The organism is Planctomycetia bacterium, from assembly GCA_016795155.1.
GTDB lineage: Bacteria > Planctomycetota > Planctomycetia > Gemmatales > HRBIN36 > JAEUIE01.
Genome location: JAEUIE010000025.1, coordinates 35,457 through 51,559 on the forward strand (window position 1 = coordinate 35,457; position 16,103 = coordinate 51,559).

Annotated in this window: 12 protein-coding genes; 8 read left to right on the forward strand and 4 right to left on the reverse strand. The window is 52.1% G+C overall.

Going from position 1 to position 16,103, the window contains the following annotated elements:
• Genes JNJ77_10180 through JNJ77_10200 form a run of 5 tightly spaced genes read left to right on the forward strand, consistent with a single transcriptional unit; the run spans position 1 to position 4,142 of the window.
• Positions 1-1,485, forward strand: coding sequence for a sugar ABC transporter ATP-binding protein (locus tag JNJ77_10180; protein ID MBL8822943.1), 1,485 nt, complete (start codon positions 1-3; stop codon positions 1,483-1,485).
• A complete protein-coding gene (locus JNJ77_10185; GenBank protein ID MBL8822944.1) occupies positions 1,485-2,501 on the forward strand; it encodes an ABC transporter permease in 1,017 nt (338 codons plus the stop codon). The genes JNJ77_10180 and JNJ77_10185 overlap by 1 nt, the downstream gene beginning before the upstream one ends.
• Before the next feature lie 23 nt (positions 2,502-2,524).
• On the forward strand, positions 2,525-3,334 hold the full coding sequence (locus JNJ77_10190) for an N-formylglutamate amidohydrolase (protein MBL8822945.1): 810 nt from the start codon (positions 2,525-2,527) through the stop codon (positions 3,332-3,334).
• 35 nt (positions 3,335-3,369) lie between these two features.
• On the forward strand, positions 3,370-3,897 hold the full coding sequence (locus tag JNJ77_10195) for a GNAT family N-acetyltransferase (GenBank protein MBL8822946.1): 528 nt from the start codon (positions 3,370-3,372) through the stop codon (positions 3,895-3,897).
• A gap of 23 nt (positions 3,898-3,920) precedes the next feature.
• Entirely contained in the window at positions 3,921-4,142 is a 222-nt protein-coding gene (locus tag JNJ77_10200; protein MBL8822947.1) for a hypothetical protein, read from the forward strand.
• A 15-nt stretch (positions 4,143-4,157) separates the two neighbouring features.
• Here the strand turns inward: JNJ77_10200 and JNJ77_10205 are convergent, their stop codons facing one another.
• The 3 genes from JNJ77_10205 to JNJ77_10215 all read right to left on the reverse strand — a co-directional run bounded on the left by JNJ77_10205 (position 4,158) and on the right by JNJ77_10215 (position 10,145).
• A complete protein-coding gene (locus tag JNJ77_10205) occupies positions 4,158-5,570 on the reverse strand; it encodes a DUF1501 domain-containing protein (protein MBL8822948.1) in 1,413 nt (470 codons plus the stop codon).
• Positions 5,571-5,576: 6 nt separating this feature from the next.
• Positions 5,577-8,261, reverse strand: coding sequence for a DUF1549 domain-containing protein (locus JNJ77_10210; protein ID MBL8822949.1), 2,685 nt, complete (start codon positions 8,259-8,261; stop codon positions 5,577-5,579).
• A gap of 99 nt (positions 8,262-8,360) precedes the next feature.
• Positions 8,361-10,145: a cation:proton antiporter gene (locus JNJ77_10215; GenBank protein ID MBL8822950.1), complete on the reverse strand. Its 1,785-nt coding sequence runs from the start codon at positions 10,143-10,145 to the stop codon at positions 8,361-8,363.
• Positions 10,146-10,347: 202 nt separating this feature from the next.
• Here JNJ77_10215 and JNJ77_10220 point away from each other — a divergent pair, with 202 nt between their 5' ends.
• Positions 10,348-11,853 carry a sigma-70 family RNA polymerase sigma factor gene (locus JNJ77_10220; GenBank protein MBL8822951.1) on the forward strand — a complete coding sequence of 502 codons (1,506 nt, stop codon included), beginning with the start codon at positions 10,348-10,350 and terminating at the stop codon, positions 11,851-11,853.
• Here JNJ77_10220 and JNJ77_10225 read toward each other — a convergent pair.
• Entirely contained in the window at positions 11,850-14,624 is a 2,775-nt protein-coding gene (locus JNJ77_10225; protein ID MBL8822952.1) for an Hsp70 family protein, read from the reverse strand. The genes JNJ77_10220 and JNJ77_10225 overlap by 4 nt on opposite strands.
• Positions 14,625-14,681: 57 nt before the next feature.
• Here JNJ77_10225 and JNJ77_10230 point away from each other — a divergent pair, with 57 nt between their 5' ends.
• Together JNJ77_10230 and JNJ77_10235 are read left to right on the forward strand one after the other, a co-directional pair.
• Complete coding sequence (locus tag JNJ77_10230) at positions 14,682-15,446, forward strand: sulfite exporter TauE/SafE family protein (GenBank protein MBL8822953.1); 765 nt, start codon at positions 14,682-14,684, stop codon at positions 15,444-15,446.
• A 149-nt stretch (positions 15,447-15,595) separates the two neighbouring features.
• Positions 15,596-16,099 carry a hypothetical protein gene (locus JNJ77_10235; protein ID MBL8822954.1) on the forward strand — a complete coding sequence of 168 codons (504 nt, stop codon included), beginning with the start codon at positions 15,596-15,598 and terminating at the stop codon, positions 16,097-16,099.
• Positions 16,100-16,103 lie beyond the last annotated feature (4 nt).

Sequence of the window (16,103 nt, forward strand, 5' to 3'; positions counted from 1 at the left end):
ATGTCACGATTGGAACTGCAACAACTTTCCAAGCGGTTCGGCAGCCAGTTAGCGCTGCGAAATGTTTCGCTGACTGTTGAGCTTGGAGAAGTGCATGCCCTGGTGGGTGAAAACGGTGCCGGAAAATCTACCCTGGTGAAAATTCTGTCCGGCGCGATCAGGCGTGATTCAGGCGACATCCTACTCGATGGAAAGGTGTTCAATCCACAGAACCCCCTGCAAGCCCGTCGAGCCGGCGTGGCTATGGTATACCAGGAATTAGCCCTGGCACCACATCTATCAATAGAAGACAACCTCATGCTCGGCATGGAACAGCACAGCCTGGGCTGGCTCATGCTGGGAGAGCAGAGAGAAAAGGTCCAACGAGCATTAAGCATACTTGATCATGCAGAACTTGATCCATCCATGAAGACAGGTAGTCTTTCGCCTGGCTTAAAGCAAGTAGTTGAAATCGCCCGGGCCATTGCCAACGATGCCAGGCTTATTATTTTCGATGAACCCACCAGCTCACTCACTCAAAACGATACTCAGAAACTTTTTGCACTCATCGACAAATTGAAGAAGCAGGGTACCAGCATTATCTACATCAGCCATTTTCTGGAAGAGGTACAGCGCGTGGCTGATCGTTACACGGTGCTCAGAAATGGCGAAAGTGTTACCAGTGGTGAGGTCAGTTCTACTCCCTCACGCGTCATGATTGAACAGATGATAGGAAGGCCTGCAGGGGAACTTTATCCACGTGTGCCTCATCAACTGGGAAAAACTTTGCTCGAAGTTGATGAATTGCAGGGGCAAAACCTGCCTCTGCAGATCAGCTTCCATTTACAGCAGGGCGAAATCATGGGGATTTTCGGCCTGGTGGGTGCAGGTCGTACCGAGACATTGCGTGCTCTTGCCGGGCTGGATCGGTCAACAGCCCGTACATTGTTTTGGAAGAACGAATCGCTGCTGAACCGAAATGCTTCATCCCGACTGCAGAAAGGCGTTGGTCTGTTGAGTGAAGACCGCAAAACCGAAGGACTCTCTACGACTCAAAGCCTCGAAGAAAACCTGACTCTGAGCCGACTGGAACCCTATCTCACAGCTGGCTGGCTCAATTGGCAAGAGCGAACCGAAGCAACAGAACACTGGCTGACACAGTTCAACGTTCGACATCGTCAAACCACCCAGTCTGCAGCAGAACTCAGTGGTGGCAACCAGCAGAAACTGGCACTGGCTCGCCTTTTTCACCAGGGAGCAGAGCTGATTCTGCTCGATGAACCTACCAAAGGTGTGGATATCGGCAGCAAGCAGGAAATCTATCGCCTCATTGGTGAGCAGGCTGCGCTGGGCAAATCTTTTATTGTGGTCAGCAGTTATCTGCCTGAACTTTTGGGAATCTGCGATACATTGGCAGTCATGGTGCGTGGCAAACTATGCAATAAAAAGCCCATACAGGATTGGACAGCACAGGAAATGATGGCCATGGCCACCGCAACTACCTGATGAAACCTATGCAACGAACCGGAACACTCCTGCGCTACCTGGGCCCTTTTGTGGGGCTCGCACTCGTCATTGCAGTCTTTGGTATTCTCAACTACCTCCACGGAACCGCTGACGATTTCCTCAACTGGAGCAACTTCCAGCTGCTGATTACCCATGCCAGCATCGTCGCAGCGGCAGGCTTGGGCATGACCATTATCATGATAGCCGGCGGTATCGATCTCTCCGTGGGTTACGTTATCTCTCTGGTCACCGTCATCATGATGATGACCTTCCGTTGGGTTATCAATGACCTCGCTGGCAGCGAAACAATGGCTGGTCTGGCTGCACTGGCAGCAGGACTGCTGACTGGTGTGGTATGCGGAACATTTAACGGCGTGGTGATTACGCAATGGAAAATCGTCCCGTTTGTTGCCACCCTCGCCATGCTGGGCATTGCACGAGGTGTTGGCATTTATTTTACCGAAGGCAGCAGACTCAGTTTTCCAACAGGCACTGGTCCATTACCGTGGATGACAGCCCTTCGCTCCATTGATCCAATGGCTGATTGGACCTTCTTTTCTCCTTCAGTCTGGAGCGTTTTCATACTCGGATGCATCGTGGCTGCGGTGCTGCGTTACACCGTATTGGGCAGGCACTGCTTTGCCATCGGTTCGAGCGAACCAACTGCACGGCTATGCGGCGTACGGGTGGAACGTACGAAAATCATGATCTACGCCCTGGCAGGATTACTAACTGGCTGGGCAGGGGTGCTGCAGTTCTGCCGATCAGGCGCCGGCTCACATGATGTGGGAGCAGGCATGGAATTGAGCGTGATTGCCGCCGTAGTCATTGGCGGAGGCAGCCTGAACGGCGGCGAGGGTACTATCCTGGGAACGATTCTTGGCGCTATCATCATCAGTGTGCTCGATAACGGTTGCAGCCGACTGAATCTCCAGCCGGATGTACGTTATGTGATTATTGCTGCTATCATCCTGGGAGTGGCTGCCCTCAACAGTTGGCGGAGCACCAAACGCTAATCCGTACTTGCTTGGCGGATCATATGATTCATCTCGCTTTACTACTACTCTTACTTCAACCTCCAGAAAAAGATGATCTCAGCAAGTACATCATCATTAGCGAGGGAACCATGCCGGTCATACTCTCCGCGCCGCATGGTGGCACGGTTGACATCCCTGGAGTGGAGGAAAGATCAGGTGGTGATACAGTAGCCCAGTTCACCACCGTGCGTGACATCAATACCGACCTGTTAGCTTTGGAACTTGCCGATGCACTCAAGAAAAAACTGAATGGCACACCTTATGTGGTGGTTGCCCGGTTCAGCCGAAAGTACATTGATGCCAATCGACCGGCCCAGGGAGCCTATGAATCTGAGAAAGCCAGGCCAATATACGATGCCTATCATCAAGCACTTGAAACAGCATGTAAAAAGGTCAAAAGCAAGTGGGGATCAGGCTTGCTGCTTGATATTCACGGCCAGGCAGTGCAGGCAGATGCCATCTTTCGAGGAACACTGAATGGCAAATCATTATCCCTGTTGAATCAACGATTTGGTTCTGCTGCACTTACAGGAAAACACAGTTTCCAGAAACGACTCGAAGAGAAGGGGTACCTGTTCAAGCCAGATTCCGAATCCAATGAAAAGGAAACACGTTTCACAGGTGGGTACATCACCCAGCACTATGGCAGCCACACTGGCTATGGAATCGATGCCATTCAACTCGAAATGGGTGGGAAATACACCGGCAAAGCCAACCGGGCAAAAACCGCCAGCGACCTGGCTGATGCCATCGACCATCATTTCAAGCATTTTGTTCTGCAAGATGATGCGGGTAACAACGAAAAGAAATAGTTATACTGGAATGTCAATCATGCTGGAAATAGACAATGCCTTTTGACTTACAGCCGACGCTGAAAGGTAACCTGATTACACTTCGTCCGTTGCGTGAAGACGACTTTCCCAGTTTGTTTGAAGTCGCCAGCGATCCGCTGATCTGGGAACAGCATCCGCAGCACGATCGGTACAAGGAAGAAGTATTCCGTGGCTTCTTCAAGGATGCGATGGCATCGGGCGGGGCGTTATTGGTGACTGATAACCGCGATAACAAGGTCATTGGCTCTTCCCGATTCAATGATTACGATGAAGCGCTGAAACAGATCGAGATAGGCTGGTCGTTCCTGGCCCGGTCGCATTGGGGTAGCACCTATAATCATGAAATGAAAGACCTCATGCTTCGCCATGCGTTTCAGTTTGTCGAAAGTGTCGTATTCCTGATTGGACCCTATAACCTGCGATCTCAATGTGCCATCGAACGAATTGGCGCCAAACGTATTGGCTATTCGAAAGATTCCAAGGGAGCCACCTGTGTGGTCTATCGCATCAATGCTTCAGAGTACAAGACGCGTACATGCTAAATGCGATCAGATTAGGAAATAGCATGCAGGATAGATCATTCCCCAAAAAACTGGACGTCATGGACGATGCAACAGCAGATATGCCGCGCAAGAAAACTCCGGCAGAGCGGCTGGCGATGGTCAGCGATGCCAACGATAACTTGCGTATCCTGGTGGCTGCAGGAGTCCGCTGGCAACATCCCGATTGGGACGAAGCTCAAGTTCAGAAAGAAATGGTAAGGAGAATGACGCGTGAAGCAGATTAGAATTTAACGATAATCTCACTCCGCCAAGATCTCATGAATCACCTCACCATGCACATCGGTGAGTCGCCTATCAATCCCATTATGTCTGACGGTCAGCCGTTCGTGATCGATGCCCATCAGATGTAGTAATGTGGCATGAAGATCGTAACACGTTGTTTTGTCTCGACCTGCCTGGTATCCGAACTCGTCGCTTTCGCCATGTGAGACACCAGGCTTCAAACCTGCGCCAGCCATCCAGGTAACTAATGTGCCGCCATTATGATCGCGGCCTGTGCTGCTCTGGGTAAAAGGCATTCTGCCAAACTCCGTGGTCCAGATGAGCAGCGTATCGTCGAACATTCCACGAGCCTTCAAATCCTGCACCAGAGCAGCAGTGGGCTGGTCAACCTGTCTGGCTGCTGGTGGCAACTCCTTTGCAATGTTGCCATGATTATCCCAGTTGAAAGTTGGTCCGCCTGCGCCGCTCCAGACCTGAACAAACCGCACACCCCGTTCCAGCAACCTACGGGCCAACAGGCAGTTTCTGCTGAAGCTGCCTTCATGTGCAGGGCGAGCTGTACCATAAAGATCATGCATCTTCTGAGGTTCACGTGAAAGATCAAACGCTTCTGGCGCGGCCAACTGCATTTTGGCAGCCAACTCGTACGACTGTACTCGTGCCTTGAGACGGCTATCTCCCGGATGTCCCTCGGCATAGCGTTCATTAAGTTGCTTGAGCAATGACAATCCTTCCTGGCTGGCTGCAGGTGTCACAAATTTGGCTGAAGCAGCAGCATGCAGATCAGGAATGGGACTTGTTCCAGAGGGATTGATCAGCGTGCCCTGATTACTGGCAGGGAGGAACCCCGCACCGAAGTTTCCCATGCCGTTGTAAGGCAAACCGCGTGAATCAGGCAACACGATGAACGCAGGCAGGTTTTCCGTCAGGCGCCCCAGAGCATAACTCACCCAGGCTCCTGCACAGGGAAAACCAGGCAACAGAAAACCGGTGTTCTGCAGGTAACTGGCCGGGCCATGTACATTCGTCTTGGAGGTCTGGGCCATCAGAAACGTCAGGTCATCGACACAGCGGGCGATGTGAGGAAACACATCGGTAACCCATCTGCCACACTGGCCATGCTGCTTCCAGGTGAAAGGCGATTTCATCAAGGGGCCGGGCACGCCGGTAGCAGAAGCCTTGATGCCAAAATCTACCTGTTGACCATGTCGCTTTTCGAGTTCAGGCTTGTAGTCAAATGTGTCCATCTGGCTCACGCCGCCGTTCATGAAAAGCTGAACGACACGTTTGATCTTGGCAGGGTGATGCAGTCCACCGTTGAATTCAGGGCGTGGCTTGTTGTCGTCAGCAAAACTGTCGCTGGCCAGCAGATGGGCCAGAGCCAGGCTGCCGAATCCATGTGTCAACAATTCACGACGGCTGAACGCCATGTTCTATTACTCGATGAAGAGAAATTCGCTGCTGTTGAAAAATACTCTGCATAAATTCGCCAAGCCATGTTTCTGAGCATAGACCGACCAGTTTTGCAGTTCTTCCACAGTTGCAGATCGACCGAATACCAGCTTAGACGCTGATTGCACCTGATCATGAACAGTGGAAGATGTTTGGCTGCACCGCTGAGCCAGGTGTTCCGCATAACGGAGCATGAACTGGTTGTTCCAGAGCGCCAATGCCTGCAGCGCTCCAACGGAAGCGCCTCGCACCGGGGCCGACTGCGATGCATCAGGGCAATCGAGCGCCTCCAGAAGTGGATCAGGCCGTGTGCGGAAAATATAGCGGTAAATGCTGCGCCGTCGAGAAGCCGGGCTGTCGACATCAAACTTGTCATAGTCAGCCAGTGGCGTTACATGGATGCCGGGCTTCATCTCGAAATGTTTCACCGGTGGGCCATACATGGTGGTATCGAGTTTGCCGGTGATCAACAGAATCGTATCTCGAACCGATTCAGCATCAAGCCTTTGACGGTTCATTCGCCAGAGCAGTCGGTTATCGGCATCGATGAGGGCAGCCTGGGCGTCGTGACGAGTGCTTTGCCGATAGGCACTACTGGTGACTATGAGCCGATGTAGTTTCTTAAGCGAGCCGCCGTTGTCACGGAAATCTATTGCCAGCCAATCGAGCAGTTCCGGGTGCGATGGAGTGCCGCCCATTTTGCCCAGGTCATTGGGTGTATCTACGATGCCTTTGCCGAAGTGATAATGCCAGACACGGTTGACGATGGTTCGCCAGGTGAGGGGGTTGTCATGATCACTAAGCCAACGGGCCAAGGCTGCCCGACGTGCTCCTTCGTGACTGGCATCTTTAAGCGTAAACTTGACAGGCACCACAGCGACGCTTGCTGGATCAGCTACTTTGCCCGGTTTGCGAATGTCGCCTCTTCGGAGAACGTGTACTTGACGTGGGACGGGTGAAGGTTTGAAACTGCCATCAGCGCTAAACTGATTAGTGCCACAATAGACCTTGTGAGGTGCAGGCAGCCTGGCGATTTGTTGTTTCAACTCTTCTTCCCAAATCAGCCTGGCCAATTCGCCCTGTTGCTCAGTTGTCCGGCCTGAAGTTTCCAACAAGGTCAGAATGGCAGAGGAGGGGAGAGGTTTGACTAAAGGAACAGGTTCAGCGGTCAACGCAAGACGAAACCTCCCTAACAGATGACTGCCTCCATGAAGTTGATCCAGTTCAACAGTGATGAATGTCCCATCCGCATAGCCAACAGGCTTTTCGAGAGTAAAGTATGCCTGGTGAGCCTGTCCTTCTGCAGGATGAATGCCCCACGCTGTGCTTGCAACACCGTCGAGAGCATGACTGATGTTCCAGCCTTCCTGGTTAAAGTCAGCGCTGGACTGTATGATCTTGATCGGAACTGCTGGTTGTGAGCTGTTTCTGGGTCGAATGGTCATTCGCACCTCGCTCAGGTGCAAGTTGCCATTGTCACACCGGCCAGGCCCTTGCTTGGGCAGTGTTTCATCGCACAACACTTCGAGTCTCAGTCCGGTGATGTTTTGCAGCGAGGTATGGAAGCTGATCTGGTAGCAATCCTTGTCCGGTCGATTGCCCACTGCGAGGATGGATTTGTCTAACAGAGGTTTCAGAATGGAACCTTCTTTCGATTTACATTGAACAGGCGTCTGTATCATCCAGGGTTGCTGTTGTTGGCGCCAGTCTTTTTCGAAGGATGCAACTTGATGTTGTCTTACCTGCGTGTGCAGCAATGGGTTATTATGGTTTTTCAGTGCTTGTAGCTTGTTCAGCATTCCTTCCAGTGCCTGCCGCTGTTGATGTGTTGCCGGGTCAATGTCGTAGGTGCGTTCAGCCTTATCAATACCTGCAAACACTGCCTGCAGCGAATAATAATCGTTCAGAGTAATGGGATCGAATTTATGATCATGACAACGGGCACAATGCACTGTCAGCCCGGCAAAGGTGGACATGGTGGTGGTTACCATATCATCACGATCGAGGTAATGAGCTATCTGTCTATCGAGGGAGTCTTCACGAATGCCCATCAGGCCACTCTCGTCCCAAGGCCCGGCTGCAAGGAATCCAGTTGCAGCTACCAGCGATGGCTTGTCAGGAAAGAGCACATCGCCTGCAATCTGTTCTTCGATCATGCGGGCATATGGAGTATCTTCGTTGAAGGCGCGGATGAGATAATCGCGGTAGGGCCAGGCGTTGGGCCGTGGGCGGTCCTGATCCTGCCCATGCGAATCAGCATAGTGTGCCACATCGAGCCAGTGCCGTGCCCAGCGTTCGCCATACCGAGGACTGGCCAGCAGCCGGGCAACCACTTTTTTATAAGCATCGGGCGAATTATCCTGCTCGAAAGCTGTCCACTCCTGTGAAGTGGGAGGCAAGCCAGTCAGGTCGTAGGTTACCCGGCGAAGCAGTGTTCGTTTGTCTGCTTCTGGCGAAGGGTGAAGCCCTTTTTCCTCAAGCTTCTGTAGCACAAAAGCATCAATCGGTGTTCTTACCCATGCATGTTTTAATGAAGGTGGGATTGGAAGTGTAAGCGGTTTGAACGACCACCAGATCGGTTCTGATTTGACAGGTTCGTCACCCGCTGCACTGAATAACAGCAGGCAGGCAATCATCAGCGAAATACATTTCGTCCATCGGGAGAACATGTTACCAACTCAACGGGCGGGTACAACAGGCAGTCTTAACAGCATAGCCTATCGTACAGGCGTGTCACAATAGAAAACGCTGTTAAAACTCTGCCTCTTTTATGGACCTAACGGACCATCATCAGGCAGCTTCCGTAATGATGTTACTTCTCGCTTGGCTCCTACCAGTTCATCACGCATGCGTTCGATCTCACGATCAATCTGTTCCGGCGTTGCTCCCAGTTCGCGTAATACGAATTCAGTCAGTGACAAGGCAACTTCACCTTCGCCTGCAAAGACCTCATTCGCACCCGCCTGCAGAAGCGCATCGACTTCACGCAGATAGGTGGTACGGGCAATCACTCGAATTTTGGGGTTTATCTCCCGAGCAATACGAATAACCTCTGGGGCAGTTTGAATACCTGAGGAGGTAATCAACAAGGCAATGGCATCCGCAATACCCGCTGCCTGCAGTATTTCACGGTGGGAAGCATCTCCATAAACTGCTTTTCTTCCTTCGCCTCGCAAACGTTGCACGGTATCACGATTCATTTCAATAATCGTTGGCTCAATCTCGCTTTCTAAAAGCAGTCTGGATACGGTTTGTCCAATGGGTCCGTAGCCAATTACCACCGCTCGATAGACTTCCGAGGGCGCCTCGGAGGCATGCAGCAAATCTGGTTCAAGACGTGATCGCCTGGTCAGCTTTTCCCAGAGTTTCGGATGCGACTTCAGCATCTTCTCAATCGAATCCACGGCTCGATACAAGAGTGGATTGACGCTGATGGAAACGATGGCGACGAACACGAGTGCATCGCTGGAGCCCGGTGGCAGAATATGCAATTCTCGACCCACCGCTGCAAGGATAAATGAAAACTCACCGATTTGAGCCAACACTACCGCTACGGATATGCCTACCTTCACCGGATAGCCTAACCAAAGCACAATGAAAAGTGCAGCCAGGGGTTTGCCGACGAGCACAATTACCAGCGTGCTGAAAACTACCCAGGGGCTTTGCACAATGAAGCCGGGATTGAACAGCATGCCTACAGAAACAAAAAAGAGAACAGCAAAAGCATCACGCATTGGCAACGCTTCCGAGGCAGCACGCAAGCTGAACTCTGAGCGGCCCACCACCATACCAGCCAGGAAAGCTCCCAGGGCCATGGAGACATCAAAGACCTTGGCTGAACCAACGGCAATTCCCAGTGCGACCACAAGCACTGTCAATGTGAATAATTCCCTCGAACGTGTCTCAGCTACCTTGCCGAGAATCCAGGGAATTAACTTCTGCCCAACATAAAACGTGAATACGATCATCATGCCGAGTTTGGCCAGAGACCACAGGAGCGACTGTATCGTTTCCCACACCCCACCCCGGTTCTCGCCAAAAATGGCTGGGAGCAGCACCAGCACGAGTACAGTGAATATATCCTCCACCACCAGCCAGCCGACAGCAATGTGACCAGATGGAGTGTGCAGATCATTATTATCCGATAGTACGCGAACCAGCACCACCGTACTGGCAACTGATATAGCGAGGCCAAAAACCAACCCTGCAGACCAGCCCCAGCCAAATCCGATCGCCATGATTATACCCAGAATCGTTGCTACCAGGCTTTGGCCTACTGCTCCAGGAATGGCAACACGCCGAACCTGAAACAATTCTTCCAGGTGGAAATGTAAGCCGACTCCGAACATGAGCAGTATCACGCCGATTTCAGCCATCTGCTCTGCCAGTTCTCGATTGGCAACAAAGCCAGGCGTATGCGGCCCGACAGCAATCCCAGCCAGCAGGTAGCCGACAATGGGGGACAAGCCCAGCCGGTGCGTAATGTATCCCAGCACCAGGGCAGCGGTCAGACCCAGGGTCAGTGTCAGAATCAAATCAAGGTGTTGATGCATGCAATCTCCTACTGCTCAGGTTATCAGTGAGATTGCGAGTGGAAACCCATATTCAGAAGACAGAAATGAGGTAAGGAGGGACAGGGGTAAAGAGAGAAATTTGATAGAGGTGAGATGCATTTAACTTTTCTTCAAAATAATTGAAAGGAAAAATGCCTGGCCAGACAGTATTCTTGAGTAAGCGGATTGAGGACTTGTACGCTTGGTAAAACGCCTGGCCATGCCACTGACAGACTGGGTGAATGTACATGCGATGGCTAACGCCAGCGATGGACAGTTGCTCTATCGTTTTGCACGGCTGGGCGAACAACAGGCATTCAGCGTGCTGATGAAACGGCACGGTTCCTTAGTATGGGGAGTCTGTCGGCGATTGCTGATTCGACATCACGATGCAGAAGATGCCTTCCAGGCTACCTTCATTGTTCTGGCTCGCAAAGCTGCAACTTTGCGACAACCCGAACAACTGGCAGCCTGGCTGCATGGCGTTGCACAGCGTACAGCCTGGCAGATAAGTCGCCAGCAGAAACTCAGTCACGCGATGGAACCCTTACTGGATATTCCAGTAGCTGACGCACAACTGGCAACCTGGAAGGAATGCCGACAGATCATTGATCAGGCAGTGTCAAAGTTGCCTGCATCATTGCGGATTGTGTTCCTGCTTTCGCAGTATGAGGAACAAACGACGCTCGCGATTGCCAGGAAACTGGGTGTGCCTGAAGGCACCGTGGTTTCAAGGCTGCATCGGGCACGGAAACTGTTGCAAGGCTGTTTGAATCGGCACGGCATTACTTCAGCGGCTGGCGCTGTCACAATCTGCTGGGGCTTATCCTTGCCGGAATCCCTCGCTGCTGCTTCCTTGAAAACCATGTTCACTGCTGTCCCTTCACTGCTGGTGGTGGGGCTTGCTCAAGGAGTTCTTTCGACCATGTTCTGGACAAAATTTGCTGCAGTTTCTGCCATAGCATTGTCACTGGGTGTAGCAGGTACTGGCACAGTTACTTTGCTGGCACAGGGTAGCTCAGGGAAGAAGTCCGCTACTTCATCAATTCAAGATGCTCAGTCTGGACGACAGGATCGCATCAAGCAACTGGAAAGTCAGTTACTTGAGGCACGTGATCGTGAATTAACGCTTCGTGCAGAACTTGATTCCATGAAGAAGCGTGTCGAAGATGTACAAATGCGTTTGGAATCGGAAGTGCAGAAAGAGCGAAAACTGCAGGCCTTCCTGAGCGATAAGATGGTGGCACAGGAAAAGGAGCAACTGGCTGATCGCGAGAAGATGATCCTGCGTGACAAGATGGAACTGGAAAAGCGTAGAGCCATGAGGCTGAAAGATTACACGGAAGCGAGAGAACTGCTTGCAAGTGAAATCAGCGAGTTGCGTAAAAGAATGATGGAACATGAACGAGTAATGGACGAAATGATGAACCGTCAGGCTGCTATCGACATAGCGAGGGAGAAAACTGATGTTTTGAAACTCTCAATCGAGAAGGTTCGTGCACAACTGGGTGACAAGCATGAAAAAGTACAGCAACTGACTTCAGAGTATGAAAAGAATCGTGCTGAGATGCAGGAGTTGTTAAAGCAGAAGATACGGATGCCTGCCAACGATGATCGCGAGCTGTTGCAATCGCAACTGAAACTGCGAGAAAAGCTTCTGCTCGAAGTCGATGAAAAGCTGCTGCGGAGCAAGCTCAAACTTGATTAATCACCATTGATGATTTTCAAACCCAGCGGCAGATCGTCTCCGAACATCTGCTGCTGTTCTTCTTTCTCCAGCGAGCGTTGATGCTCCACCAGATCAAGGTAGCGATGAGGCGCCTTAAACTCTTCCAGCGTCTTTAATACCCGGCTGCGCAGCACTTCATCGATATCGAGGCCACGCAGTCCAATGCGGCGGGAGATGTTCGTCAAAGTCCACAACCAGAGCTGGCGGTCTGAATCATGCCGTGGTTGATAAGGCAACAACTGTTCAATCCAGCGACTGACAACCTCGGCGGTGACAATATTATTAATGGGTGCATACAGCATCGAGCGGGAACCCAGCCTGGCCAGCGCCCATGGGGTTGCAAGCTGCACAGGAGGTCGGCGGTACTGCTTGAGCAGTGGTTCTGCCAGCAGTCCTTTGACTTTGGGTTCGAGCCGTTCCAGGCTGGCGACTGCTCGCCACATTTCAGCCAGCTCATTGGGATTGGGCCTGATAACGGGCGATTTACCTGCCAGCAATACCGGCCTGAGGCGATCAAGTAACGTGATCTGCAGGTTGGGAGCAAGTCCACCACTGACACGCCGCCAGAGTATCCAGAAATCGGCGCCGCCTTCGTTACCGGATCGACCCGGCCCGCATAGCATTTTCCAAAGCTGATCGATACGAAAGCGATCACGGCTGTCGCCATAACCAGGCCGCAGGCAGTAGCCTGTCAGATGATACCAGCGCGAGAGATGTGAAGGAGAACGCCTTCGCTGTTCAGCTACCTCAAGCAGACTATCAGCCAAACGTCTGCACAACGACGATGGCCAGCTGCGCCTGGATGCATCCAGCAGTCTTTCCCACGTTTTCGTTAATTGTTTTGCGGGTTGTTCATCCTGATGGGAGAAAACCGTCCGAAGTTCTGCCAGCGCCGCTTCGATTCGATCTTCGGGAAACGCATGCTCAGGCGATTGTTCGACGACAGATGGTGCAGGTTCGGTTGATTCTTCTGAAGCGGGATCGACTGAAACAGCATCGCGCGTATTGAATTCAAGTCTCCATCGATGCGGACTGTTTTGCGCTACCAGGGAAAGTTCCAGCGTGCCAATGGGTGTCAACGTGCTGGTGAGTGTGACGGGTACACCTTTGGTGCCTGATCGCTTTCCTCCACGCAGAAGCGTTTGTAGTGGCGCCAGTTTTTGCAGTTGGCTTGGAGGAATCTTGAGCGTTGCCCCAGCCTGATCCTCATCTCTTACGGTGGAAGTGTAGAGTGGAAACTGAACAGGCTGGCCTAGTGACAGTTCCAGCACCGGTTCATTCAATTCAATCGTCTGTCCTTCTTCCATGTGTTGTGGAACGACACAGAGCATTTGCGTAGCATCATCACGTGAGCCGATGGCCATGTAGTAGGAACGGGCTAATCCGCCTGCGATAGCTCTACCGCCATACTCGCGTTGCCTGCCAAAATATGCTGCACCCAAAGCCACAGACAAATCAAGCGATGGAGTCGTAAGAATAATCGGCTGCCAGTCTGCACCAAACCAGTTCCGCATCACTTGTAACATGCGCTCACGCAAAACCGGTGGGGTAAAAACCCCGCCATTAAACAGAATAGCAGCAGGTGGTTCTGCAAGTGTTTGATGATGCTGACGCAGAAAATTTGCCAGGTGTCGGGTGATGGCTGCATCGCTGACGAAAGGCAGCCCCATTTCATGGATGCCAGTTGTTTTGGATCGAGCCGGTTCACTTTCCCACGATACTTCTGGGAAGAAGCCTTCCATCAGTTGCTCTTCCAACTCAGCAAGCGTCAGGCTGGTAGATAACGATGATGCAACAACCGATTTGCCTCGACCCATGATGGCGACAGGATATTCGTTCGGGCCATTCATTGTCAGAATGGCTTCCTTGGCAGTTCGAGCAGCTTGCGTCAACTGTCCGAATCGTCCTGCATCCAGCTTGCCTGCCTTCAATTTGTCTTCGAGCAAATGGGCAAGTGCCAGATCCATATTATCGCCGCCCAGCAGCAGGTGATCGCCAACAGCTTTGCGGACAAACCCCAGCGTGCCTTCCTCAGCAACGCATTCGATGAGAGAAAAATCGGTGGTGCCTCCACCCACATCCAGCACCAGGCAAGTCATCCCTTCTTTTAATGGCTGCTTGCGCCTGCGATCCCGATCAGCCTGCGCAATCCACGCATAAAACGCAGCTTGTGGCTCTTCCAGCAAAGTGACATTCAAAAATCCTGCACGCCTTGCTGCTTCAGCAGTGAGTTGCCGGGCTACATCATCAAACGATGAAGGTACGGTAAGTGTGATACGTTGCTCTTCAAACCGTGCTGGGCTTTTCTCTGCCTGCTGTTGATGATTCCACGATTGTGCCAGGTGCTGCAGATATCGTGTGGAAGCATCCACCGCAGAGACTTTGGGAACATCGCTGGAAGCACCCCAGGGCAGAATAGCTGCCTGGCGATCTACCCCATCGTGACACAGCCAACTTTTGGCCGATGAGACGAGTCTGCCTGCGACTTTCGCTCCCCAGGTACGTGCCGCTTCGCCAACCATGTATTTTCGTTCGGCATCCCAGGGCAGGGCAGCAGCACCAGCAGGCAACTCATGCTCGCTGGGCAAATACAGAAACGAAGGCAACAGCGGCTTGGCGTCAACATCACCCGGTGCAACCAGTTGAACTACAGGAATGGGCAGCAAATCGTTCTTACGTTTGACCATCTCCACTGCCGCCAGCGCGCAGTTCGTCGTGCCCAGATCGATGCCAATGGAGTATCGTGCCATACCCCGTAGGATATGAGGAGCCTGTTGCCAGAAAAGAAGTGTCGCGAGCAATCCTCCATGACCCTGAATGACCTCATCCTGACAGTATTGCTGGGCTTGATGGCCTTGCTCTACGCCTCCATTGGTCATGCTGGTTCATCAGGCTACCAGGCTTCCATGGCAATCATGGGTGTGTCTGCAGAACTCATGAAGCCAACTGCATTGTGTCTGAATGTCATCGTGGCATTGATAGGAACGATTCAGTTTGCCAGCCGGGGTTATGTTCAGTGGCACAGGCTGTTCTGGTTGATTGTGGCATCGGTACCTGCTGCCTACCTGGGTGGTTTCTTCACACTGCCTGCTGGGTGGTACTTCATCGCTGTGGCTGTTGTCCTATGGTTTGCTGCAGTCAAGTTGTGGCTGACACCCAGACAGGCAAGCCAGAATACTGAGGAAATCTCCAGACCCTTAAACCCATTTTTGTTACTTGTTGCAGGAGGTGGGTTGGGGTTTCTTTCAGGATTGACCGGTACAGGTGGTGGCATCTTTTTGACCCCGTTGCTGATACTCTGTGGCTGGGCCACCCCTCGCCAGGCAGCTGGGTTGTCAGTGGCTTTCATTCTCGCCAACTCGCCCGCAGCCTTGATTGGCTGGTGGAATAAGCAGACGGGTCCGGTCGAAGTGCCTGCCTTGTTACCATTGTGGATGATTCTGGTTGCAGTATGCGGCTGGCTCGGCTCCTGGTTTGGCAGCAAGTATGGCAGCCCGATCATCCTCCGACGCTTGTTATCGCTGGTACTCATCATTGCCGGTTCTAAACTACTTTTGCAGGGGTTAAAATAAGAGTGCTCGGTGCTCAGTACTTAGTCCTGAGTGCTCAGTACTTGGCTCCAAAGGAGCCTCCGATTTTAGCCAGGCCCGGCAGGGCCTGGTAAGATGCAAAGCGAAACCAAGCTCCGAAGGAGCGCTCGACAATCACTCGGAGATATGACATGTCGGTTCTGCTCATCACCTGCTGCTTGCTGCTTCAATCACCTGGCAAAACCGATACTGCGAAAACAGAACAACCAAAACCCAAGCCAACCCTCAACCAACTCCTGGCCAAACTGAGGGACTTGAGCAGTGAGCAACAGGCGGAACTCAAGAAACTGAACACCGAATATGCAGCCTTGATTGCAGAGCTCGAAGCTGAACGGGACAGTAAACTGGCTGCGGTCTTAAACAAAAATCAGAAGGAACAAATCGCCAGGCTACTGGCAGAAGAACTGGATCAATACAGGGTGGTCTTAACCGCCAAGTTCAATCGCCCCGGTCAGTTGTTCAAGCCCATGAAAGATATTCTGGGACTTGATCAGTTGATGGCTCGTCAACGACTGGATGTAGCGCTAGGCAAACCGGTTGCTGAGAACTTGCCTAAGGCAAAAGCAGAAGCTCTGGTCAAAGCGTTCACTGCAGCCGGCGCGAAGGTGATCATGGAGAAGCAGGAAGGGCGATAAGGAA